Annotated in this window: 17 protein-coding genes; 5 read left to right on the plus strand and 12 right to left on the minus strand. The window is 70.3% G+C overall.

Annotated features, from left to right (window positions below; translation table 11 throughout):
* The first annotated feature begins 46 nt into the window (after positions 1 to 46).
* On the plus strand, positions 47 to 700 hold the full coding sequence (gene msrA / locus ABZU72_RS07735; protein ID WP_355018276.1) for a peptide-methionine (S)-S-oxide reductase MsrA: 654 nt from the start codon (positions 47 to 49) through the stop codon (positions 698 to 700).
* A gap of 2 nt (positions 701 to 702) precedes the next feature.
* On the opposite strand, the gene ABZU72_RS07740 is transcribed toward msrA, so the two are convergent.
* Together ABZU72_RS07740 and ABZU72_RS07745 are read right to left on the minus strand one after the other, a co-directional pair.
* Positions 703 to 1,194, minus strand: a complete 492-nt coding sequence (locus ABZU72_RS07740; protein WP_355018277.1) for an N-acetyltransferase — start codon at positions 1,192 to 1,194, stop codon at positions 703 to 705.
* Complete coding sequence (locus tag ABZU72_RS07745; RefSeq protein ID WP_355018278.1) at positions 1,194 to 1,733, minus strand: DinB family protein; 540 nt, start codon at positions 1,731 to 1,733, stop codon at positions 1,194 to 1,196. The genes ABZU72_RS07740 and ABZU72_RS07745 overlap by 1 nt, the downstream gene beginning before the upstream one ends.
* A gap of 76 nt (positions 1,734 to 1,809) precedes the next feature.
* Between ABZU72_RS07745 and ABZU72_RS07750 the strand changes: the two genes are divergently transcribed.
* Both ABZU72_RS07750 and ABZU72_RS07755 read left to right on the plus strand, forming a co-directional pair.
* Positions 1,810 to 2,928, plus strand: a complete 1,119-nt coding sequence (locus ABZU72_RS07750; protein WP_355018279.1) for a diacylglycerol kinase — start codon at positions 1,810 to 1,812, stop codon at positions 2,926 to 2,928.
* Positions 2,929 to 3,038: 110 nt separating this feature from the next.
* On the plus strand, positions 3,039 to 3,842 hold the full coding sequence (locus ABZU72_RS07755; protein ID WP_355018280.1) for an SDR family oxidoreductase: 804 nt from the start codon (positions 3,039 to 3,041) through the stop codon (positions 3,840 to 3,842).
* Here the strand turns inward: ABZU72_RS07755 and ABZU72_RS07760 are convergent.
* From ABZU72_RS07760 to ABZU72_RS07785, 6 genes are all read right to left on the minus strand, one after another.
* The gene (locus ABZU72_RS07760) at positions 3,839 to 4,822 is read right to left on the minus strand and encodes a GNAT family N-acetyltransferase (RefSeq protein ID WP_355018281.1); all 984 of its coding nucleotides are present in this window, start codon (positions 4,820 to 4,822) and stop codon (positions 3,839 to 3,841) included. The two genes, ABZU72_RS07755 and ABZU72_RS07760, sit on opposite strands and share 4 nt — an antisense overlap.
* 46 nt (positions 4,823 to 4,868) lie before the next feature.
* Positions 4,869 to 5,492, minus strand: a complete 624-nt coding sequence (locus ABZU72_RS07765; protein WP_355018282.1) for a YigZ family protein — start codon at positions 5,490 to 5,492, stop codon at positions 4,869 to 4,871.
* An 18-nt stretch (positions 5,493 to 5,510) separates the two neighbouring features.
* Positions 5,511 to 6,290 (minus strand): TSUP family transporter, encoded by a 780-nt coding sequence (locus tag ABZU72_RS07770; RefSeq protein ID WP_355018283.1) that lies wholly within the window; start codon positions 6,288 to 6,290, stop codon positions 5,511 to 5,513.
* 43 nt (positions 6,291 to 6,333) lie between these two features.
* Positions 6,334 to 8,349 carry a VWA domain-containing protein gene (locus tag ABZU72_RS07775; protein WP_355018284.1) on the minus strand — a complete coding sequence of 672 codons (2,016 nt, stop codon included), beginning with the start codon at positions 8,347 to 8,349 and terminating at the stop codon, positions 6,334 to 6,336.
* A gap of 111 nt (positions 8,350 to 8,460) precedes the next feature.
* Positions 8,461 to 9,864 carry a magnesium chelatase gene (locus ABZU72_RS07780; RefSeq protein WP_355018285.1) on the minus strand — a complete coding sequence of 468 codons (1,404 nt, stop codon included), beginning with the start codon at positions 9,862 to 9,864 and terminating at the stop codon, positions 8,461 to 8,463.
* Positions 9,861 to 12,713: a BTAD domain-containing putative transcriptional regulator gene (locus ABZU72_RS07785; protein WP_355018286.1), complete on the minus strand. Its 2,853-nt coding sequence runs from the start codon at positions 12,711 to 12,713 to the stop codon at positions 9,861 to 9,863. Before ABZU72_RS07785 ends, ABZU72_RS07780 begins: the two co-directional genes overlap by 4 nt.
* Before the next feature lie 114 nt (positions 12,714 to 12,827).
* Between ABZU72_RS07785 and ABZU72_RS07790 the strand changes: the two genes are divergently transcribed.
* Both ABZU72_RS07790 and ABZU72_RS07795 read left to right on the plus strand, forming a co-directional pair.
* Positions 12,828 to 13,253 carry a YchJ family metal-binding protein gene (locus tag ABZU72_RS07790; protein WP_355018287.1) on the plus strand — a complete coding sequence of 142 codons (426 nt, stop codon included), beginning with the start codon at positions 12,828 to 12,830 and terminating at the stop codon, positions 13,251 to 13,253.
* Between the two features lie 96 nt (positions 13,254 to 13,349).
* Positions 13,350 to 14,987 carry a histidine kinase gene (locus ABZU72_RS07795; RefSeq protein ID WP_355018288.1) on the plus strand — a complete coding sequence of 546 codons (1,638 nt, stop codon included), beginning with the start codon at positions 13,350 to 13,352 and terminating at the stop codon, positions 14,985 to 14,987.
* Positions 14,988 to 14,990: 3 nt separating this feature from the next.
* Here ABZU72_RS07795 and ABZU72_RS07800 read toward each other — a convergent pair whose 3' ends face one another.
* From ABZU72_RS07800 to ABZU72_RS07815, 4 genes are read right to left on the minus strand one after another with little or no spacing between them, the layout of a single operon-like run.
* Positions 14,991 to 15,653: a response regulator transcription factor gene (locus ABZU72_RS07800; RefSeq protein ID WP_350662111.1), complete on the minus strand. Its 663-nt coding sequence runs from the start codon at positions 15,651 to 15,653 to the stop codon at positions 14,991 to 14,993.
* Complete coding sequence (gene cydD, locus ABZU72_RS07805) at positions 15,647 to 19,039, minus strand: thiol reductant ABC exporter subunit CydD (RefSeq protein ID WP_355018289.1); 3,393 nt, start codon at positions 19,037 to 19,039, stop codon at positions 15,647 to 15,649. Before cydD ends, ABZU72_RS07800 begins: the two co-directional genes overlap by 7 nt.
* 1 nt (position 19,040) lies before the next feature.
* Positions 19,041 to 20,042 (minus strand): cytochrome d ubiquinol oxidase subunit II, encoded by a 1,002-nt coding sequence (gene cydB, locus ABZU72_RS07810; protein WP_355018290.1) that lies wholly within the window; start codon positions 20,040 to 20,042, stop codon positions 19,041 to 19,043.
* A gap of 10 nt (positions 20,043 to 20,052) precedes the next feature.
* Positions 20,053 to 21,522, minus strand: a complete 1,470-nt coding sequence (locus tag ABZU72_RS07815; protein WP_355018291.1) for a cytochrome ubiquinol oxidase subunit I — start codon at positions 21,520 to 21,522, stop codon at positions 20,053 to 20,055.
* Positions 21,523 to 21,701: the final 179 nt, after the last annotated feature.

Raw genomic sequence — 21,701 nt, forward strand, 5'->3', positions numbered from 1 at the left:
ACTGTGTTGGAGACTGGTAGCAACCCTGACTTTCTGGAGGTCACTCATGTTCGGTCGGCCAAGACAGCTCTTCCCCGAGGACCGCACCCTCGCCGGGCGCGACCAGGCCCTCTTCGACCTGCCCGCGAAGCACCGCGTCCTGGGGACTCCGCTGCTCGCCTCCCCCGAGGACGGCACCGCGCCGGAGGGGTCGGAGGTGGCGTACTTCGGTCTCGGCTGTTTCTGGGGCGCCGAGGAGATCTTCTGGCAGACGCCGGGGGTCTACTCGACCGCTGTCGGGTATCAGGGCGGCACGACGGCCAACCCGACCTATGACGAGGTCTGCAGCGGTCAGACCAACCACACCGAGGCGGTCCGGGTCGTCTTCGACCCCACCGTGGTCTCCTACGCGGACCTCGTCAAGAAGTTCTTCGAGGTGCACGACCCGACGCAGGGGATGCGGCAGGGCAACGACGTCGGTACGCAGTACCGCTCGGCGCTCTACTTCGTCTCCGACGCGCAGCGGGAGACCGCTGAGGAGCTGACGAAGGTCTACGGCGACGAGATCGCCCGGCGGGGCTACGGCGAGATCACCACCGAGATCCGCGAGGTCCCGACCTTCTACGCCGCCGAGCCCGCGCACCAGCAGTACCTGGACCGCGTGCCCAACGGCTACCGCTGCCACGCCAACACCGGCATCGGCTTCCCCGCGACCGCCTGAGGTCAGGCCAGCGGCAGATACATCACATGGAGGCCGACCCGGCCGTGCGACGTCGAGTCGAACGCGTCCGGGACGGTCCCGATGATCTCGAATCCGAGGGACTGCCACAGGCGTACGGCGGTGGTGTTGGTCTCCACGACCGCGTTGAACTGGATGCCGTGGAAGCCCTGCTCGCGGTGCCAGCTCACGCAGTAGTCGCCGAGGGCACGGCCGACCCCCTTGCCGCGGGCCTTCGGCGAGACCATGAACGAGGCGGTGCCGATGTGGCTGCCGCGGCCCGGGCGGTTGGGGCCCATCTTGGCGCTGCCGAGGATGTGCTCGTCCTTGGCCTCGCCCTCGACCGCGACGACCACGTGGTCGTACATCCACAGGTCCTTGGCCTCTTCTGACGTGAGGCCCTCGGGGTAGGCGTAGGTCTCCCCCGCCGCCACGATCTCGGACCAGAACGGGTAGATCTGGGGCCAGTCCTCGGCCGTCGCTTCGCGGATCTGCATCAGAGGTCAACCTTTCCGTCGATGGCCTCGCGCATGAGGTCGGCGTGGCCGCAGTGGCGGGCGTACTCCTCGATCATGTGGACCAGGATCCAGCGCAGGCTGATCGACTGGCCGTCGCGGGTCGTGCCGGCCGCGATCTGGTCGAGGGAGCCAGCCGCGTCGGTGAGCCCGTTGGAGCGAGCGATCGCGTCGCGGAGCAGGGTGCACAGCGTCTCGGGGTCATCCTCGGAGGCGCTGGTGAAGTCCCAGTCGGGATCCGCATCCCAGGGCGCGGTGTCGAAGGGCGGGGCCTGGCCGGCGCCGGCCAGGCGTACGCCGAACCAGATGTCTTCCACGTACGCCATGTGCTTGAGGAGTCCGGCCAGCGTCATGGTGGTGGGCGGGAAGGGACGGTTGAGCTGGTCGTGGTCGAGGTCCGCGACCTGCCTGAGCAGGGTCGCCCGATGGAAGTCGAGGAACGTGCGAAGGGTCGTGGACTCGTCCGCGACGTAGGGGGCACCGGTCGGATGGCGGGTGTCCTCGAAGAGTGCCTCGGTCATGGGCGCCAACGTAGCGGCGGCGAGTTTCCTCGGCGAATCACTTTCGCGAAACTGCAACGCGTTCTAGATTTGGCGCATGTCCCACACGCCCAGAGGTCCACAGAGTCCCGAGAAGCCGCTCCGAGTCGTCGTCTGGTCCACCGGGACGGTGGGTCGCCATGCGATCGCGGGAGTCGATGCCCATCCCGACCTGGAGCTGGTCGGGGTCTGGACCTCGACCCCGGCGAAGGCAGGAAAGGACGCCGGGGAGCTGGCCGGGCTCGGACGTACGCTCGGGGTGGCGGCGACCACCTCGCGCGACGAGCTGCTCGCGCTCGCCCCGGACTGCGTCGTCCACGCGGCGATGACCGACGACCGGGTCTTCGAGGCGATCGAGGACCTGACCGGGCTGATCCGGGACGGGGTCAACGTGGTCTCCTCCGGGCCGGTGATCCTGGTACACCCGCAGGGGACGCTGCCGGACGAGATGATCTCGGGCATCGACGAGGCAGGCCGCGAGGGCGGTGCGTCGCTGCATGTCAACGGCATCGATCCGGGCTTCGCCAACGACGTCCTGCCGCTCGCGGTGACGTCGCTGTCGCAGCGGATCGACCATCTCCGGGTCAGCGAGATCGCCGACTACTCGACGTACTTCCAGCCGGTCGTGATGAAGGACCTCTTCGGCTTCGGGGGCTCGCTGGAGGACAAGCCGTTCCTGTGGGAGCCGGGCGTGCTGAGCACTGCGTGGGGCCCCGTCGTCCGGGTCCTCGCCGCGGGCCTCGGGGTGACCCTCGATGAGCCGCTCGTCGAGCACGTCGAGCGCCGTCCTGCGGTCAAGGACACCAAGACCGTGTCGGTGGACATCGCCGAGGGCACCCAGGGCTCCGTACGCTTCACCGTCACCGGCAGCGTCGACGGAGTCCCCCGCATCACTCTCGAGCACGTCACCCGGACCGACGCGGAGTCCGATCCCGACTGGCCCACCCCGGCCACCGGCGACGGCTGCTACCGCATCGAGGTCACCGGCGAACCGTCGATGACCGTCGAGTTCAGCCACCACGGCGAGCACGGCGACCACAACGTCTCCGGGATGATCGTCACCGCCCAGCGCCTGGTCAACGCCATCCCCGCCGTCGTCGCCGCCGAACCCGGCCTCATCTCCCCTCTCGATCTTCCGCTGATCACCGGCCGCGGCCTCGTCCCCGGAACCAACTGAAGCCGAGGCGTCACCTGCGTCGGCCGAAACGTCACCGTGCTGCCCACTCGACCGGCGCGCGTGACGCCTCGGCCGACGGGGGCGCCTTCTCGGCAGGAAAGGAAAACCAGATGAGCATTCTTGATCGATTCAGACTGACCGACCACGTGGCCGTCGTGACCGGAGCGGGGCGCGGGATCGGGGCGGCCACCGCGGTGGCGCTGGCCGAGGCCGGGGCGGACGTGGTGATCGCCTCGCGTACCGAGAAGCAGCTCCGGGAGGTCGCCGAGAAGGTCGAGGCGGTGGGTCGGCGGGCGCTGGTGGTCCCGGCGGACCTGGCCGACACGGACGCGACGGCAGGGCTGGCGGCGACGGCGTACGAGGAGTTCGGGCGCCTCGACATCGTGGTCAACAACGTGGGCGGGACGATCCCGAACACGTTCCTCGACACCGATGAGGGCTACCTCGAGGAGGCCTTCCACTTCAACGTGACCACGGCGCACGCACTGACTCGGGCGGCGGTGCCGTACCTGGTGAAGAGCCCGGACGGGCAGCAGTCGGTGGTGTCGATCAGCTCGATGATGGGACGTACGGCGGGGAGGGGCTATCTCGCCTACGGCACCGCGAAGGCGGCGCTGGCGCACTGGACGCGGTTGGCCGCGACCGACCTGGCGCCGCGGATCCGGGTCAACGGCATCTTCGTCGGCTCGGTGCGTACCAGCGCCCTCGAGTTCGTCGCGGGCGACGACACCATGCGCGGCGAGATCGAGTCGAAGACACCGCTCGGACGCATCGGGGAGGCGGAGGACATCGCCGCCGCGGTGGTCTACCTGACCTCCCGGGCCGGGCAGTTCGTCACCGGGAAGATGCTCGAGGTCGACGGCGGCACCGAGGCGCCGACGCTCGACCTCAACCTCCCCGATGTTGGCGCCTAGACGGTGACGTCCTTGTGCCAGGACTCGGTGACGTAGTCGGTCACCCAGCCCATCGACTTGTAGAGCCCGTCGGCCCCGGTGGGGCTGTCGGCGTCGACCTCGAGCGAGACCCGGTCACGGCCGCGCTCGAGGGCGTCGCCGATGACGGCGTAGAGCAGCCCCTTCGCCACCCCGCGGCCGCGGGCGTTGCGGTTGACGCCGATGTACTCGACGTACGTCCCCTCGACCCCGGCCGCGTTGGCGGGCAGCACGGAGGCGACCAGCGTGCCGGCCGGCAGCGTCTCGTCCACGTAGGCCAGCCACCAGTGGTCCCAGCGGTGACCGGGATCCTCTCGGAGGCGCTGTACGAACTCCGGGAAGCTCTCCCGGTAGGAGTTGAAGTGGTCCTGGAAGGACTCCTCCAGGGTCTGGTGGACCGTCTGCAGGTCGGCCGCGACGGGCATGCCGTTCTCGTGGGTCTCGACCGGGCGGATCGTCACCCCTTCGCGGAGCGGGGGCACCTTCTCGTCGGGCAGCACCGGCCGGCTCATGTGCAGCCAGGTGCGTTTGTTGGTGAACTCCGCCGCGGCCAGCCACTCGCGCTGCACGGTGTCGTCGGCGAACGGGCTGGCGTCGAGGTGGGACTCGGTGATGCCGCGCAGCTCGGCCATCGATCGGGCCTGGTCCTCGAGCCAGGCGTAGAGCCCGGCCGCGACCTCGGCGGCCTGGGCGATGGTGCGGTCGACGTAGAGGTAGACGAGCGTGCGGCCGGCGGCGCGGTCGTGGGCGATGGCCCAGGCGCGGATGTCGCCGCCGGGGTCGATCGCGACGAGCTGCTGGCGGGTCCAGGAAGCAGGGCCGGCGATCTCGCCGGTGATGGCGTCGGCATCGACCTTTCCAGAGCCCTCGAACGGCGTCTTGTCGGCCGCCCGCAGCCTCAGCAGTGCGGGCAGATCGTCGAGGTCTGGGACCTTCGCCGTCCATCCGGCAGGGAGTTCCACGGGCGTCTCGCTATGGTCGCTCACCCGGCTATTCTCCCAAAGCGTGTCAGCGGTCGACCCAGCGGTCCGTGCCTGGGACCAGCGACGATGCCCCGGCGGTCAGCTCGGCGAGCAACGATTCGAGCCGTTTCTCGTCCTCCGGAGGAGCCCCGATCCGCAGGGTCACGGCGGTCCCGTAGCCAGTGTCGAGGACGGTCACACCGGCGGATCGTAGGTCGGTCTCGAGGCGGCCGGCGGCGTCGTACGGAACCTCGATCCGATACTCCCGGACCAGCTCACGCCGCAGCGTCCCGACCTCGTCGAGCGCGGTGCGGACGGCGTCGGAGTAGGCCCGGACGAGGCCACCAGCGCCGAGCAGGGTTCCGCCGAACCAGCGGGTCACGACGGCGACCGTGTCGGAGACGCCGGCGCCGCGGAGCACCTCGAGCATCGGCGCTCCGGCGGTACCGGCCGGCTCGCCGTCGTCGTTGGACCGCTCAACGGGCTGTGGAGGCGGGCCGATCCTGAAGGCCGAGCAGGTGTGGCGGGCGTCCCAGTGCTGCTTGCGCAGCCGCTCGACCACCGCCCGCGCATCGGCCTCGTCCTCCACTCGGGCGAGCGTGCACAGGAACCGCGACCGCTTCTCCTCGATCTCGGCGGCGCCGTCGCGGCCGATGGTCAGGTAGTGCATGTCACCACAGAGCCCATCTCACCACAGGCCGAGCACGCTGCCGCCGAGACGGATGATGAACCCGGCGACCACGACGATGAAGAAGACGCGTACGAACCCTGCGCCCTTCGCCACCGCCGTCCGCGCCCCGAGGTAGCCGCCGATCAGGTTGCAGACACCCATCACCAAGCCGGTCTTCCACAGCACCGCGCCCTGCGGGATGAAGACGACCAGGGCAGCGAGGTTGGTGGCGACGTTGGCCATCTTCGCCTTCGCGCTCGCCTCGAGGAAGGAGTAGCCGAGGAGTCCGACGAGCCCGATCACCAGGAAGCTGCCGGTCCCGGGGCCCAGCGCACCGTCGTAGAAGCCGACCGCGAACCCGACCACCATCGCGCCGATCAGGTGTCGGTGACCGTCGTACCTCAGCTCGGTCGCCTCGCCCAGGGACGGCTTGAAGAGCACCCACGCCCCGACCAGGATCAGCGCGATCAGGACGATGGGCTCGAAGACGGACTCGGGAAGGTACGAGGCCACCCCAGCCCCCAGCGCAGAGCCCGCGAACGCGAGGATCATGAGCGGGATGAAGGTCTTCGGATCCGGGCCCACCCGCCGGTAGTAGGTCGCCGCGCTGATCGAGGTGCCGAAGATCGAGGCCAGCTTGTTGGTCGCCAGGATCTGCACCGGAGCTGCGCCGGGAAGGAAGAGCAGCAGCGCGGGGAGCTGGATCAGCCCGCCACCGCCGACCACCGCGTCCACGTAACCGGCGGCCAGGGCCGCGAGGGCGAGAAGGGCAAGTACGTTCAGCGTCTCCTCGGGCACGAGCGCAGATTACGCGGCCCGATGCTCGCCGAGTTAACTCGGTTCAGCCGGCCCACCAGCCGCGGCCACCGAAAGCATCGGGATAGCCGCCGTAGGAGTTAGACGTACGCCGCGCCGTCCGGTCGCCGAGATAGGACCCGACCACGGCCGCGCCGAGGTCGTCCAGCTCGGGCGCGACGACGCGGCCCTCGACCCGACGGGCCATGGAGTCGATGAAGCGGGCCAGGCCGGGATCGTCGCCGAGGCGGAAGAAGGTCGTCTGGGCGCCGAGGCGGCGGGAGTTCTCCAGCTCCTCGACGGACCGGGCGATCGTCACCGGGTGGGGCGGGTAGGAGAACCAGACGTCGCCGCCCGCCTCCAGATGGGCGGTGGGCTCGCCGTCGGTCACGATCAGGAGCACCGGCTGGGCGCCGGGGTGCTTGCGGAAGTGCCGGTTGGCGAGCAGCAGCGCGTGGTGCAGGTTGGTGCCCTTGTCCCAGATCGCGTCGAGCGCGGTCAGCTTCTCGATCTCCATCGTCTGGGCATAGCGACCGAACGAGATCAGCTGCAGGTCGTCGTTGCGGAAACGGCTCTTGATCAGCGTGTGCAGGGCCAGCGCCGTGCGCTTCATCGGCACCCAACGGCCGTCCATCGCCATCGAGAAGCTGGTGTCGACCAGGAGGGCGACCGCTGCCTGCGTACGTGCCTCCGTCTCCTGCACCTCGATGTCGTCGACGCTCAGCCGCACACCCGGACCCGACCGGCCTTCGCCGACCTCTCGGATCACGGCGTTCGTGATCGTGCGAGGTACGTCCCAGGGCTCGGTGTCGCCGAAGGCCCAGGGCCGCGAGGAGCCGGAGAGGTCGCCCGCCGCTCCGGCGCGCTGCAGGTCGCGTTCGCCCTGCCGTCCGGAGAGCCGCTGCGCGACGTCGCGGAGCAGGGCCTTGCCGAGCTGGCGCATCGCCTTCGGGGTCAGCCGGAGGTCGCCGTCGGAGCCGCGCTCGAGCTGACCGGAGTCACGCAGTGCCTGCTCGAGCTCCTGCAGGGTGCGCGCGTCGACCGCGGCCTCGTCACCGAGCTGACGGGAGAGGGCGTCGAGGTCGATGTCGTCGAGCCGCGAGCCGGCGTAGGACTGCTGGAGCTGCTCGGAGAGCTGGTCGAGCTCGGCGACGTCCTGCAGCACGCCAGTGCCGTCACCTAGGCCCAGGCCCTCGCCGCCGCCGAACTCCTCGGAGCCGTACCAGTCCTCGCCGGGCCGCGCTGCCTGCAGGTTGGCGTCGAGCTGTGCCATCTGCTCCATCAGCGCGGGCGACCCGAAGGCCTGCTGGGAGAGCTCCATCAGCTCGCGCCGCTGCTCGGCCGACATCGAGTTGAGCATCCGCTGCGCGGCCGCCGAACGCTGCGCGAGGGTGTCGAGCAGCTCGTCGATGTTCTGCGGGTTCTCGGGGAAGTACTGGCCGTGCTTGGCCATGAACTCGTCGAAGTCGTCGGGGGTGTCCTCCCCTCGGTTGTGCTTGTCGAGCAGCGTGTTGAGATCACGCAGCATCTCCGCGATCGCCTCGCGGTCCTCGTCCGTGGCCCCTTCGAGCGCCTGCTTCATCCCGGCGAACCGCTGGTCGAGGAGCTCGCGGCCGAGCAGGTCCTTGATCTCCTCGTAGGCCTCGCGGGCCTCGCGCGAGGTCCAGTCGTAGGAGGCGAGCTCGCTGACCGCGGCGGCGGTGTTCGGCGAGAGGTTGTCGATCTGCATCTCCCGGAACGCGCGGTCGCCGTCGTCCATGGTGACGTCGCGGGCCAGCTGCTTGCGCTCCTCCAGCACCGCCTTGTCCAGCAGCTCGCGCACCTGCTCGAGCGTGCCGTCGAGGTTGTGCCGCTGCAGCAGCTCACGGCGCCTCTCGGCGACCTGCCGGGCGATGTCGTCGAGCCCGCGCTGGTCCTGTCCCCCGCGCCGCAGGAACTCCCGCATCGCCCGCTCGGGCGAGTAGCCGGACATCACGTCCTCGCCGATCGCGTCGAGCGCCTCGGCGATGTCGACCGGTGGCGCGAGCGGGTCACCCCCGGCGTACTTCTTGTAGCGGCTCATGGTCGGTGCTCCTTCACGCATGTAACACGCTGTTCGTAGGTCTATCCGGTCGTTCTGATAGGGCGAGTAGTCCTACGAACGACGTGTTACCCCCTGCCGATGCCTCCCGGCTCAGCCATAGATCGTTTCCCCGTCGGCTGTGTCTTTGCCGATCTTTCTCGCTAGGAACAGGCCTTCCAGGGCCAGCTCGATGGCGCTGGCGAGCTGGCCGTCGTTCTTGGGACCGCCGGTGGACTCGTAGACGCGGTCGCCGATCTGGTCGTAGAGGTCGGACTCGCCCAGGACGGGAAGGCCGGCCAGGAAGTCGGCGGCAGCGACCTTGGTGCCGGTGGTGACCATGCGGCCGTCCTCGATGGCGTCGATGAGCAGCGCGAAGTCGAGGCCGCGGAAGGACTTGCGGACGGTCTCGGCGATGGCCGTACGCAGCAGGTGGGTGAGGATCTCGGACTCGCGGCCTTCCTCACCGGACTCGAACTCGATCTTGCCGGAGAGCACCTCGACGGCCGTCTCCAGGTCGACGATGCGGGCGACCGCGTCGGCCTCACCCTGGACGGTGGCGCGGTGCAGGGCCGCGGCGGCGACGGTCTCGGCGCCAGCGATCGAGAAGCGCGCCGAGACGCCGGAGCGTTGGTCGACCGCGGAGGAGCTGCGCAGGTGACGGGTGAAGACGGCGAGGATCTCGAGGAGGTGGTCGGGTACGTCGGCGACCAGGGCGGCCTCCTGCCGGATGACCGCCATCTCCGCGGCGAGCTCGCGCGGGTAGTGGGTGCGGATCTCGGCGCCGAAGCGGTCCTTCAGCGGCGTGATGATCCGGCCGCGGTTGGTGTAGTCCTCCGGGTTCGCGGAGGCGACCACGAGCAGGTCGAGCGGCAGCCGCAGCACGTAGCCGCGGATCTGGATGTCGCGCTCCTCCATCACGTTGAGCATCGCGACCTGGATCCGCTCGGCGAGGTCGGGCAGCTCGTTGATCGCGACGATGCCGCGGTGGGAGCGCGGGATCAGGCCGAAGTGGATCGTCTCCGGGTCGCCCAGCGAGCGCCCCTCGGCGACCTTCATCGGGTCGACGTCGCCGATCAGGTCGGCCACAGACGTGTCCGGGGTGGCCAGCTTCTCCGAGTAGCGCTCGGAGCGGTGCTTCCACGCGACCGGCAGCGCCTCACCGGCGGTCGCTGCCAACCGCTGGGACCCGACGCTGACGGGCTCGTAGGGGTGCTCGCCGAGCTCGGATCCCTCGATGACCGGGGTCCACTCGTCGAGCATCCCCACCAGCGTACGCAGCAGCCTGGTCTTTCCCTGACCACGCTCGCCCAGCAGGACGACGTCGTGCCCGGCGATCAGGGCACGCTCGAGCTGCGGGATGACGGTGTCCTCCAAGCCGTGCAGCCCGGGCCAGGGGTCCTCTCCAGCTGCCAGCTTCGCCAGCAGGTTGTCGCGGATCTCCTCGCGGAGCGACTTGAACACATGGCCACTCGCGCGAAGCTGGCCGAGGGTGCTGATCGTGGGTGCGGCAGTCACGGACGCAACGCTACGCCGCCGCCCAACCCCTGGGCGGCCTCGGCGTCGACGTCCCGATCCGCGGATGCGGAGGACCCGACGCTGGCAAGGAGCTCCTCGACCCGCTCCCGGGTCAGCGCGGTGCGGTCGAGCTCCCCCACCTCGTCCAGGATCGCGACGACCTCGTGGAGCGTCGCCCGGGCCTGCGCGACACGCTCGGTCTCGCGCTCGATCACGGCCTGGCGTACGAGGACGTTGGCCTCACCCCACCGGTTGCGCTCCTCGAGGCGGTGGGCCAGCTCCAGCCGCAGATGGCTCTCGGCCTCGGGGTAGCGCCGCAGGCCGATCAGGGCATCGACCAGGGTCATCCGCGGCGAGGCGGAGGAGTCGACGTCGACCGACGCGTAGCCGATCTCCTCCTCGACCAGTCGCACGGCGTCCTCGTAGCGCTCCATCCGGACGTAGACCTCGGCCAACCCGATCAGGCTGGCGCGGGCACGGTCGTCCATCCCGGCCGCATCCGCGACGGCGTACGCCTCCTCGAGGACCGCGACGGCCTCGTCGAGGGAGCCGGTCATGCTGAGCGCCTGGCCGCAGTTGGACAGCGCCATCTCCAGGCCGGCCGCGGTCCCGGCCTCACGGAACACCTCGGCAGCACCGCGGAACTCCGAGATCGCGCCCGCCAGGTCGCCGACCCGCGCCCGACTGATCCCGAACTGGTTGCGGATGTAGGCCGCGTCGACGTGCTGACCGGCACGGAGGGCGGCGTCGAGGCCGAGCTCCTGGAGGGGGACGGTCTCGGCGGGTGGGTGCCGCATCGAGAGGCTGAACATCTTGTTGACCAGCTGGTAGGCGGGACCCAGCAGCCCCGCACGAACGGCGAGACGTACGGCACTACCCATGGTCAGCCACTCCCGGTCGCCCCAGGCGCGGGCCTGCGGCGAGGTGGCGAAGCTCAGCGGCGTCACCCCGTCGACCACGGGGTCGAGGCTCATCAGCCGGAACGACCGGCCGTCGGCCTCGGACGCGGCGACCAGGGAGTGGGTGTACCAGCTCACCAGCCGCAGCAGCGCCTCGCCGGACTCCTTCTCGGAGCCCATCTCCAGGGCGTAGTCGCGGATCAGGTCGTGGAGCACGAAGCGTCCGGGGCGGTGCTCGCGGACGAGGTTGGCGTCGACCAGCTTGTCGACCAGGCGTCGGGCGGCGGCGATGTCGACGGCGAAGAGCGCCGCCATCGCGGGCATCCCGATCTCGTGACCCGGGCGGAGGCCGAGGAGGCGGAACGCACGCCGCGACTCCTCGTCGAGGGAGTCGTAGGACCAGGAGAAGACCGCACGCAGGTCGGAGATGGGGTCGAGTGGTGCCTCCAGCGCCGCCAGCCGGCTGGTCTCGCCGTCGAGCTCGGCGACCAGGTCGGTCAGCGAGAGGTCGGGATAGCGGCTGCAGCGCTCGGCCGCGACGGCGAGTGCCAGCGGGAGATGTCCACACCTGTCCGCCAGGGCGCGGATGTCCGCCTCGTCGGCCGTCCGATCGATGAGCCGCTGCCTCAGGAAGGCCGCCGACTCCGCCGGTGCGAGCGTGTCCAGCGCGAGCCGGCGGGCACCCTCGCGGGTCGCCAGGCCACGCAGCTGGCTCCGGCTGGTCACCAGCACCAGCGAGTCACCACCTGGCAGCAAGGGTCGCACCTGGGTGGAGTCGCGAGCGTTGTCGAGCACCAGGAGCATGCGCCGCTGCGCGAGGGTCGTACGCAGTAGGGCCGATGCCGCGTCCACCTCGGTCGGCACCGAGGCGGCGTCGACGCCGAGCCCGATCAGCAGGGTCGTGAGTGCCTGGGCGTGCGAGAGCGGCTCGCCCGGCCCGAAGCCGCGCAGGTCGATGAAGAGCTGACCGTCGGGGAAGTGCTCGGTCCGGGCGCGAGCCCAGTGCACCGCGAACGCGGTCTTGCCCACCGCCCCGATGCCGTGCACGGCGACCACGCTCGGCCAGCCGGCGTCGTGGGAGATGGTCACCGCGTCGAGCAGCCGGAGCTCGGCCTCACGCCCGGAGAAGCTGGGGATGTCGGCCGGGAGCTGTCTCGGGACCATGTCCTCCTCCGAGACGCGCTGCGCGGGCACGGTCGCCTGGCCAGGGGAGGCCTCGATCTCCGGGGCCGGCGAGGAGCCGGTCAGCAGCCTGGTGAAGGTGGAACGCAGCTCCGCGCCGGGATCGGCGCCGAGCTCGTCGGCCAGCCGCGCCCGGACCTCCTCATAGGCCTCCAACGCCTCGGCCGTACGCCCCGCCGCGTCCAGTGCGTCCAGGAGCACCACCCACAGGGACTCCCGCAACGGATGGTCGCCCACGACGCGGCGCACGTCGGCGACCGCCTTCGCGGCCCGGCCGGCGGCGATGTCGAGCTCGGCGCGATGCTCCAGCGCGGCCAGGTAGCGGTCGACCAGCCACGGGCGGGTGCGCTCGGCCAGGGAGTCCCCGGAGGGCTCGTCGAACGGCTCGGCACGCCACAGCGCGATGGCCTCCTCGAGCAGGTCGTAGGCCTCCGGACCCTCGGCCGTGTCGAGCAGGTCGATGAAGGCGAGCGCGTCCACCGAGGAGCGCGGCAGGTCGAGGATGTAGCCGCCGGCGGCGCGGCGTACGACCTCCTTGCCGAGCACGCGACGCAGCCGCCCGATGTAGGTGTGCAGGCTGCCGCGCGGGTTGTCGGGGAGCTCCTCGCCCCAGATCCGGTCGGCGAGCAGGTCGGCGGAGACCGGGGTGCCGGCCTCCAGGGCCAGCAACGACAGCAACGTGCGCGGGCGTCGTCCCGGGACCTCCACGGGCTCGCCTGCGCGCGTGACGATCAGGGGGCCCAGCAGACAGATGTTCACATCCGTCACCGATGCACCCCCGCCGTCCCGAGCCGCTTGCGCCTGAGAGCCACCCCCACACAATAGACGGGGCGCTCCGGGCCTACGACGAGAATGAGCCCATTCCGGTACACAATGGGGCGCATGTCTCCCCTCGGCCGCACCGCCACCGGATCGCCCCTGACCGAGGAGTGCCCGTGCGGCAGCGGGCGGCGCTATGCGATGTGCTGCCACCGGCTGCACCGCGGCGGTGCCCTGGCCGAGACTCCGGAGGAGCTGATGCGCAGCCGCTACGCGGCGTACGCCCTCGGGGACTGGGACTACATCTTCCGCACCTGGCATCCGGGGACCCGCCCCGACGACCTGGGCGTGGCCGCACCCGACTCACGGCTGACGTGGACGGGGCTGGAGATAGAGGGCTCCGGGCTCGATGACGACACCCACGGCTGGGTGGCGTTCCGGGCGTCCTACCAGGCACCGTCGGGCGACGGGGTGCTCGCCGAGCACAGCCGGTTCGAGGTGCGTGCCGGACGGTGGCTCTACGTCGACGGCGAGATCGCGAGTCAGTGACCAAACGCAAGCATTCGCGTGAGTTTGAGGCAGACAGTGGAGAAACTGTTGCCGATATGTGGACGCGACCGGGTCCAGCACGACAGACTCTGACAAGTGACCACTGACGCGACCGAGGACCTGACCGGTCTGGAGCCATCGGCGCGCTCGCTCTTGGACGCGGTCATCGCGATGTCGAGCGAGCTCGACCTGAGCGCCATGCTGGAGAGGATCACCCGCTCCGCCTGCGAGCTGACCGGGGCGAGCTACGGCGCCCTCGGCGTTCTCAGCCCCGACGGTGACCTGCAGGACCTGATCACCTACGGCCACCAGCAGGAGCCGACGCTGCAGGTCGTCGGCAAGAGCCGGGGCCGCCGGGCGCGGCTCGACGTCGAGGACGACGGCGAGCCGGCATCGACGACCCGGCCCAGGGGAATCACCGCTCCCGAGCCTCTCCTGCTGGTCACACCCCGCACCCCTGACGGCGGCGGCAACCACGCGCTGCGTACAGGCGACCCCGGCAAGCGCAAGTTCATCGAGGTGCCGCTGCGCATCGACAACCGCGACTTCGGCCACCTGCTCCTGTCTGAGAAGGTCGGCGGTGCCGAGTTCACCAGCCACGACGAGCAGCTCGTCGTCGCCCTCGCTCGCGCCGCCGGCGCCCAGATCGACAAGGTGCGCGAGCTCGAGCTCAGCGAGCAGCGCCGCAGGTGGCTCGAGGCGAGCGCCGAGCTCAGCCGCGCCCTGACCCCGCCCCTGGACCACCTGGTCGCCCTCGAGCGGATGTGCGAGACCGCGCTGCCGCTGATGCGCGCGATCGGAGTCGGTGCCGGCACCCGCATCGAGCACGGTCTCGTCTCCGGTGTCGCTTCCGCGCCCGGTCACGAGGAACAAGTCCAGGCGGTCACCGAGAAGGTCCCGCTCCTGATCGACCGTCGCATCGTCGAGCCGCTCGACCTCGAGGTCGACGGCCTCTACGTCGTGGTCGCTCCGGTGCGCTCCTCGCTCGCCGGCCGCGGCGCGCTGCTGGCGATCTACGACAACGCCGGCGCCGCCCACGACGAACACGAGCGCGAGCTCTTCTTCGGCTTCGCCGGTCAGGCGGCCCTCGCCCTGGACCGCCTCCGCGCGGTCGAGGACAGGGCCGACCTCGCCGTCATCACCGACCGTGACCGGATCGCCCGCGACCTGCACGACGTGGTCATCCAGCGTCTCTTCGCGATCGGGCTCCAGCTCGAGACCCTGGGCCGCAACCCGCAGCGGGTCGAGGACCTGCCCAAGCGGCTCTCGGAGCAGGTCGACGCCTTGGACCAGACCATCAAGGACGTACGCGGCTCCATCTTCGACCTCAGCAACCACGACGCCTCCTCGCTGCGCGCGCAGGTGCGCGAGGTCGTCCGGGAGTACGCGGGCGTCATGGACTTCACCCCGGAGATCAAGATCACCGGGCCGGTCGACACCGCGGTGCCCGACTCGGTCCGTAACCACCTGCTGCCGGTGCTGCGCGAGGCGGTCTCCAACCTCGCCCGGCACGCCCAGGCCCACAGCGCCCAGATCGAGCTGACCCTTCAGGACGACGAGATCAAGCTGGTCGTACGCGACGACGGCGGCGGCGTCCCCGACGAGGCCGAGGAGAGCGGGCTGAAGAACGCCCGCTGTCGCGCGGTCCAGCTCGGTGGCCAGCTCGAGATCGGCCCGCGCTCACCCAGCGGCACCGAGCTCGTCTGGCAGGTGCCGTTGGGCGCTGGGGTCTGATTCCTACTGACCCCGGCGGGGGTGGAGCAGCTCCTTGGCCATCAGCGCGGCCTGGGTGCGTCGCTGCACACCGAGCTTGGCCAGGATGCTGGAGACGTAGTTCTTGACCGTCTTCTCGGCCAGGAACATCCGCCCCGCGATCTCGCGGTTGGTCAGACCCTCGCCGATGAGCGCGAGCAGGCGCTTCTCCTGTGGCGTGAGCGCCTGCATCTGCGGCGACTCGCCATCGGGGTTGCGCATCTTCTCCATGACCTTCGCGGTCATCAGCGGGTCGAGCAGCGAGCCGCCGCCGGAGACGGTGCGGATCGCCTCGACCAGGTCGTTGCCGCGGATGTCCTTGAGGACGTACCCCTTGGCCCCGGCCATGATCGCCGAGAAGAGCGCCTCGTCGTCGTCATAGGAGGTCAGGATGAGCGCGAGCATCTCCGGGTAGGCCGCACGGACCTCACGGCACACCTCGATCCCCGAGCCGTCGGGCAGGCGGGCGTCGAGCACGCACACGTCCGGCTGGAGACGGTCGATGTCCTCGCGTGCCTGGGCGGTGGTGCCGCCCTGGCCGACGACGGCGATGTCGTCATGACTGTCGAGCAGTGTCGTCAACCCTTGGCGCACGACCTCGTGGTCGTCGAGCAGGTAGACCCGGATCGTCCTTGTCTCGGTCAACACCGTCTCACTTCCCCCATTCGTTGAAGGGAGACCACGGTATCGGTCAGCCCCAGTCCGGTCGATGTGTGAGTCATCCACAATACGGTTTTCGTGCCGCCATGCGGACCAGGCTCTGCGCCAGCTGTCGAGTCATCCTCCCGCGCGAGCACCTCACGCGCCAGCGACGCGGCGGTCGCGGTGTCCAGATGAGCCAAAGGTTCATCCAGAACCAGGACCTTGTGCCCTGCCAGCAGCGACCTCGCCACCGCCAGCCTGGCCCGCTCGCCCCCGGAGACCTCGGCGGCACCGTCGCCGAGTCTGGTCTGCATCCCGGCAGGGAGGGCATCGAGCCAGTCGCCGAGGTGGGCGCGCCGGATCGCCTGCTCGACCTCCTCGTCCGTGGCTCCAGGCCGGGCCAGGCGGACGTTCTCGACGAGGCTGGACGCGAAGACGTGCGGGTCGTCGTCGACGAGACCCACGATCTTCCGTACGTCCTGCGGGTCCATGTCGCCGGTCGACCTTCCGCCCAGGGTGATCGTGCCGGTGTCGGGGTCGAGGAAGCGCAGCAGCAGCGCGGCCAGGGTGCTCTTGCCGGAGCCGGACGGGCCGACGATGCCGATCCGCGCGCCCGGCTCGACGTGCAGGTCGGGGATCTCGACGCTCTGGCCGACGCTCTGGCCGATCGTCTGGCCGCCGGGGTGGGCGGTGACGCCGGTGATCGTGATCGTGGTGTCGTCGCTGGGCGGCTCGGGGTGCTCCGGGGTTTCGACCGCCGGGGAACGGCTGGTGAGGTCGTCGAGACGGCGCTGCGCGGCACGGGTGCGAGCCCGGGCCGCACCGGCGTCGGCGAGCGTCGCTGCGGGCTCGGCCAGCGCCAGCGGGACCAGGGTGAGCAGTGCGAGCATCGGACCGTCGCTGACGGTGGCGTAGGCGGCGGTCGCGGCGACCGCCGCGCCGGCGGTGACCAGCACGATGGCCTTGGCCAGCGAGGAGGCCGACGCCGCTGTGGTGGTGGCCCTGGTGGCGGTGCCGGCCAGGTCGTCGAGGGTCTGCAGCACCGGCTCGCCGGCCTGCCACATCCTGCGCTCGGTCGCCGTCTGGGTCGCCTCGACCACCTGCTCGGACACCCTCGCACGCACCGTGACCGAGATGTTCTCGGCGCGTGCTGCTCCGGCGTACGCGATCCCGAAGGCGGCTCCCGCCGCCAGCACCGTGGCCGCGGTGAAGGCCCCGGCGACCGGGTCGATGAGCGCGGCCGCCAGGACCGCGAGGGCCGCCACGACGGCGTACTCCCGGACCGGCAGCCGCACCCGCAGCTCCTCGTCGAGCACCGCGTCGACGTCGTCGACGACGCTGGCCAGCACGTCTCCCCGGCGGCCGGGGAGGGCACCGGGCACCAACGGCACCAGCGCGTCGTAGATCTCCACCCGCCGCTTGGCCAGCAGCCGCAGCGCACTGTCGTGCGACCACAACCGCTCCAGGTAGCGCAGCACCGGCCGCGCGATCCCGAACGTACGCACCCCCACCATCGCGGCCACCAGCGTCAGGATCACCGGCTGGTAGGAGGCCTTGATGATCAGCCACCCCGCCAGCGCTGTCAGCGCCACACCCGACGCCCAGCTCAGCCCACCGACCACCGCCGACCCCCACAGCGCCACCCGCGCCGAGCCGTCAGGTACGTCGGCCGAAGCGTCAGGTACGTCGGCCGAGGCGTCAGCGGTCGCCGTCTCGACCGACGGGAGCGACGTCTCGGCCGACGCGGGTGACGCCTCGGCGGGCGGGGTTCCGGCGGAGAGGGTGATGACCTGGTCGGCGATGTCGATGAGCGCCTCGCGGTGTGCGACGAGGACGACGGCTCGATCGCGGGCGAGGTCGGTGACGGTGTCGGCGATGATCCGTTCGGTGTCGGGGTCCAGGTGGGCGGTCGGCTCGTCGAGGAGGACCCAGGAACGATCGGAGAGTACGACGCGGGCCAGCGCCAACCGGGCTCGCTCCCCGGCCGAGAGGGAGCGGCCGTCCTCGGCCAGGTCGGCGCCGAGACCGCCGGGGAGGTCGGCGATCCGGTCGGCGAGGGCGACCCGCTTGAGTACGCGCCACAGGTCGCTCTCGGTCGCCTCCGGCGACCCCAGCCGCAGGTTGTCGGCGATCGTCCCGCTGACGAACACCGGACGCTGCGGCAGGTAGGCGAACCGTCGTCGCCACTCGTCACCCGCGGCCGGCGTCTGTCCGTCGAGCTCGACCGTGCCGGCGTACGTCTCATGGAGGCCCGCCATCGTCGCCAGCAGCGTGGACTTCCCGCAACCGCTCGGCCCGACGATCGCGGTGATCCCCCGGCCAGGGACCGTCGCGGAGACCGGCGCCAGCGCCGGCCGCTCGCGGCCCGGATAGGTCAGCCCCACCTCACCGAGAGACATGCCGAGACGTCGCTCTCGTCGGTCGAGATGGCAGTCGGTGACGTCTCGGCCGACGCGGGTGACGTCTCGCGCGGAGAGGTCCGCGGTGGCCTCGAGAGTCGCCGTACCCTCGGCGGCCGCATGGAACTCGGTGCCGACGCGGCGCAGCGGCCAGTAGGCCTCGGGGGCGAGCAGCAGGACCACGAGAGCCGTCTGCAGGTCGACCGAGCCGGCGGCGAGCCGGACCCCGATGATCACCGCCACCAGGGCGACCGAGATGGTCGCGACGAGCTCGAGCACGGCCGAGGAGGCGAACGCGATCTTCAGGGTCTCGAGGGTGCGGCGGCGGTAGCGGTCGGTGATCGTGGCGATGACGCGCGACTGGGCCGTGGCGCGACCGAAGGCGACCAGCGTGGGCAGGCCCTTCATCACGTCGAGGAAGTGACCGGCCAGCGCCGACATCGCCCGCCACTGGCTGGCCGCCTGATCACGCGTGGCCAGCCCGACCAGCACCCCGAAGATCGGGATCAGCGGCAGCGTGAGCCCCACGATGAGACCGCTGAGCGGGTCGGTCCAGACGATCACCGCGAGCACCATGACGGGCAGTACGCACGCCAGCACCAGCGCCGGCACATAGCGCGTCAGATACGGCTCGGCGGCCGAGACCCCGCGTGTGGCCAACGCCGAGAGCGAGCCCGAGCTCTCCGACCGGCCGCGCAGGATCGCCCCGACCACCCGGCGCCGCAGGTCCGCCCCGACGACACCGGCGGCCCGGGCACCGGCCACGTCGGAGACCACTCCGAGGACGGCGCGTCCGGCGAAGACGGCCACGACCGCCAGGGCCCAGCCGCTCACCGACCCCGTGTCGCGGATCGCGGAGATGAGCAGCCCGGTGACGGCGTACGTCTGGGCGATCAGCAGCACCGCCCCCAGCACCCCGGCGCCCACCACGACGGCCAGCGGCCGCCGGGCTACCGACAGCTGGGCTCGCAGGCGTGGGTCGTTCGGGCGCATCTCAATGGGCGGCGGGGATGTGATGGATCGAGATCCGCTTGCGGAAGATCCAGTACGTCCAGGCCTGGTAGCCCACCACGATCGGCGTGAACACCGCCGCCACGATGGTCATCAGCTTCAGCGTGTAGGGCGTCGCCGCGGCGTTGGTCGTCGTCAGCGAGTTGGCGACGTCGGTGCTCGAGGGCATCACGTCGGGGAAGAGCCCCACGAAGAGCCCGGCCACGGCCAGCCCGATGGCGAGGAAGGTGCCCGCGAAGGCGAACCCCTCACGACCGACGTACGCAGCCGCCAGCCCGCCCACGAGCGCGAGCGCCGCCACGACGAAGATCACGGCGGTGCCGAGGTTGCCGGTCAGCACCTGGGTCCAGACCAGGAACACGACGGCGAGGACGGCAGCAACGACCCCGACGCGGAGCGCCAGCGCACGAGCCCGGCCGCGGATCTCACCGTCGGTCTTGAGGGCGATGAACAGCGCACCGTGGGTCACGAAGAGCGACAGCGTGACGAGTCCGCCGAGGAGGCCGTACGGGTTCAGCAGCGTCAGCACCGTCCCGGTGAACTCGAAGTCGGCGTCGATCGGCACCCCGCGCACGATGTTGGCGAAGGCCACACCCCACAGGAACGCGGGGACGTAGGACCCGAAGATCACCGCGCGGTCCCACCAGCCGGCCCAGGTGACCGAAGGCCGCTGGTGGCGGTACTCGAAGGCGACGCCACGCACGATCAGCGCGATCAGGATGAGGAACAGCGGCACGTAGAAGCCGGAGAACAAGGTGGCGTACCACTCCGGGAACGCCGCGAACGTCGCCCCGCCCGCGGTCAGCAGCCAGACCTCGTTGCCGTCCCAGACCGGGCCGATCGTGTTGATCATGACGCGCCGCTCGCGGTCGTCACGGGCCAGCACCGGGAGCAGCATCCCGACGCCGAAGTCGAAGCCCTCCAGGACGAAGTAGCCGATCCACAGCACGGCGATGAGGCAGAACCAGATAGTCGTGAGTTCCATCAGTTGCTCCTCAGTACGCGAAGTTCATCGGCTCGTCGGCATCCGAGTCGGAGCCGCGCAGGGAGGGGTCGGGTGGCTCGACGAACGGGTCCGGAGCCTTCTTCACATACTTGATGAGCAGCCCGACCTCCACGACCGCGAGCACGGCGTAGAGCAGCGTGAACCCGATCAGCGACATCCACACCTCCCATGGCTCGACGCCCGGCGAGACGCCGTTGGGCGTGGTCAGGACCCCGAAGACCACCCACGGCTGACGCCCCATCTCGGTGAAGATCCAGCCCATCGAGTTGCCCAGCAGCACCATCACCGGCGCCGAGATCGCCAGCGCGGGCAGGAAGCGCCCGACCAGCCCTGTCGGCGTACGCCCTCGGCGGGTGAACCAGAGCACCGCCAGCCCGATGAGGCTGCCGACGACGCCCAGACCCATCATCCAGCGGAAGGTCCAGTAGGTGACCGGGATGTTCGGGGTGTAGTCGCCGGGTGAGTAGTAGGTCGCGCCCGGCGTCGATCCGTACGTCTCCCGATACTTCTCCTGCAGGTCGTAGATGCCCTCGACCTTGCCGTCGAAGGTGCCGGTGCCGAGGAAGGAGAGCACGCAGGGCACCTCGAGCGCCCACTTCTCGTGCTTCCCGTCGCGGGTGCCGATGGTCAGAATGGAGAACGGCGCGCACGAGTCGGAGGTCTCCCACAGCGCCTCCGCGGCCGCCATCTTCATCGGCTGCACCTCGGTCATGATCTTGCCCTGGATGTCACCCGAGACCGCCACACCGATGCCGGAGAAGACCATGATCCAGGCCGCCAGCACCATCCCGCGCCGGTGCATCGGACGGTCTGCGTTGTTCTCGCCGGGCCGGCGCAGGTAGAGCCAGCCCAGGATGCCAAGCATGAAGGCGGCCGAGGTGAGGTACGCCGCGAGGATGACGTGCGGGAACGTGCCCAGCTGCACCTTGTTGAACATCACCGCCCAGAAGTCGGTGAGCTCGGCGCGGCCGGTGATCTCGTTGAACTTGTAGCCGACCGGGTGCTGCATCCAGGAGTTGGCCGCCAGGATGAACCACGACGACGCCAGGGTGCCGAGGTGGACGATCCACATGCACGCGTTGTGCAGCGCCCGCGGCAGCTTGTCCCAGCCGAAGATCCACAGGCCGAGGAAGGTCGACTCCAGGAAGAAGGCGAGCAGCGCCTCGATCGCCAGCGGAGCCCCGAAGACGTCCCCGACGAAGCGGGAGTAGTCCGACCAGGTCATCCCGAACTGGAACTCCTGCACGATCCCGGTGACCACACCGAGCGCGAAGTTGATCAGGAAGAGCTTCGCGAAGAACTTGGTCAGCCGAAGCCACTCAGGGTTCTTCGTACGCAGCCAGATCGTCTCCAGCACGGCGACGAGCATGGTGAGTCCCACCGTGAGCGGGACGAACAGGAAGTGGTAGACGGTCACGATGCCGAACTGCCACCTGGCTAACTCCAGGACGCTGTCCACGTCGATCACTATGTCACTGCCGCCACATGAACCTCAGCACCCCCTCCCGAGGGGGTACGTTTCTTGTGAGCCACCGCACCTGGGCCCATCACAGACACAAAAGAAACCCGGCCGCCCTGGGCTCGAGGTCACGACCGCGGGGGGATGATCGCGACCTCGAGTCCGGGACGGCCGGGCTC

Source organism: Nocardioides sp. NPDC004968 (assembly GCF_040608935.1).
Taxonomy (GTDB): domain Bacteria; phylum Actinomycetota; class Actinomycetes; order Propionibacteriales; family Nocardioidaceae; genus Nocardioides.

Excerpts from the sequence above, each read along its gene's own strand:
- msrA (WP_355018276.1), top strand. The coding sequence starts at position 47 with ATGTTCGGTCGGCCAAGACAGCTCTTCCCCGAGGACCGCACCCTCGCC.
- ABZU72_RS07740 (WP_355018277.1), bottom strand. The coding sequence starts at position 1,194 with ATGCAGATCCGCGAAGCGACGGCCGAGGACTGGCCCCAGATCTACCCG.
- ABZU72_RS07745 (WP_355018278.1), bottom strand. The coding sequence starts at position 1,733 with ATGACCGAGGCACTCTTCGAGGACACCCGCCATCCGACCGGTGCCCCC.
- ABZU72_RS07750 (WP_355018279.1), top strand. The coding sequence starts at position 1,810 with ATGTCCCACACGCCCAGAGGTCCACAGAGTCCCGAGAAGCCGCTCCGA.
- ABZU72_RS07755 (WP_355018280.1), top strand. The coding sequence starts at position 3,039 with ATGAGCATTCTTGATCGATTCAGACTGACCGACCACGTGGCCGTCGTG.
- ABZU72_RS07765 (WP_355018282.1), bottom strand. The coding sequence starts at position 5,492 with ATGCACTACCTGACCATCGGCCGCGACGGCGCCGCCGAGATCGAGGAG.
- ABZU72_RS07775 (WP_355018284.1), bottom strand. The coding sequence starts at position 8,349 with ATGAGCCGCTACAAGAAGTACGCCGGGGGTGACCCGCTCGCGCCACCG.
- ABZU72_RS07790 (WP_355018287.1), top strand. The coding sequence starts at position 12,828 with ATGTCTCCCCTCGGCCGCACCGCCACCGGATCGCCCCTGACCGAGGAG.
- cydD (WP_355018289.1), bottom strand. The coding sequence starts at position 19,039 with ATGCGCCCGAACGACCCACGCCTGCGAGCCCAGCTGTCGGTAGCCCGG.
- cydB (WP_355018290.1), bottom strand. The coding sequence starts at position 20,042 with ATGGAACTCACGACTATCTGGTTCTGCCTCATCGCCGTGCTGTGGATC.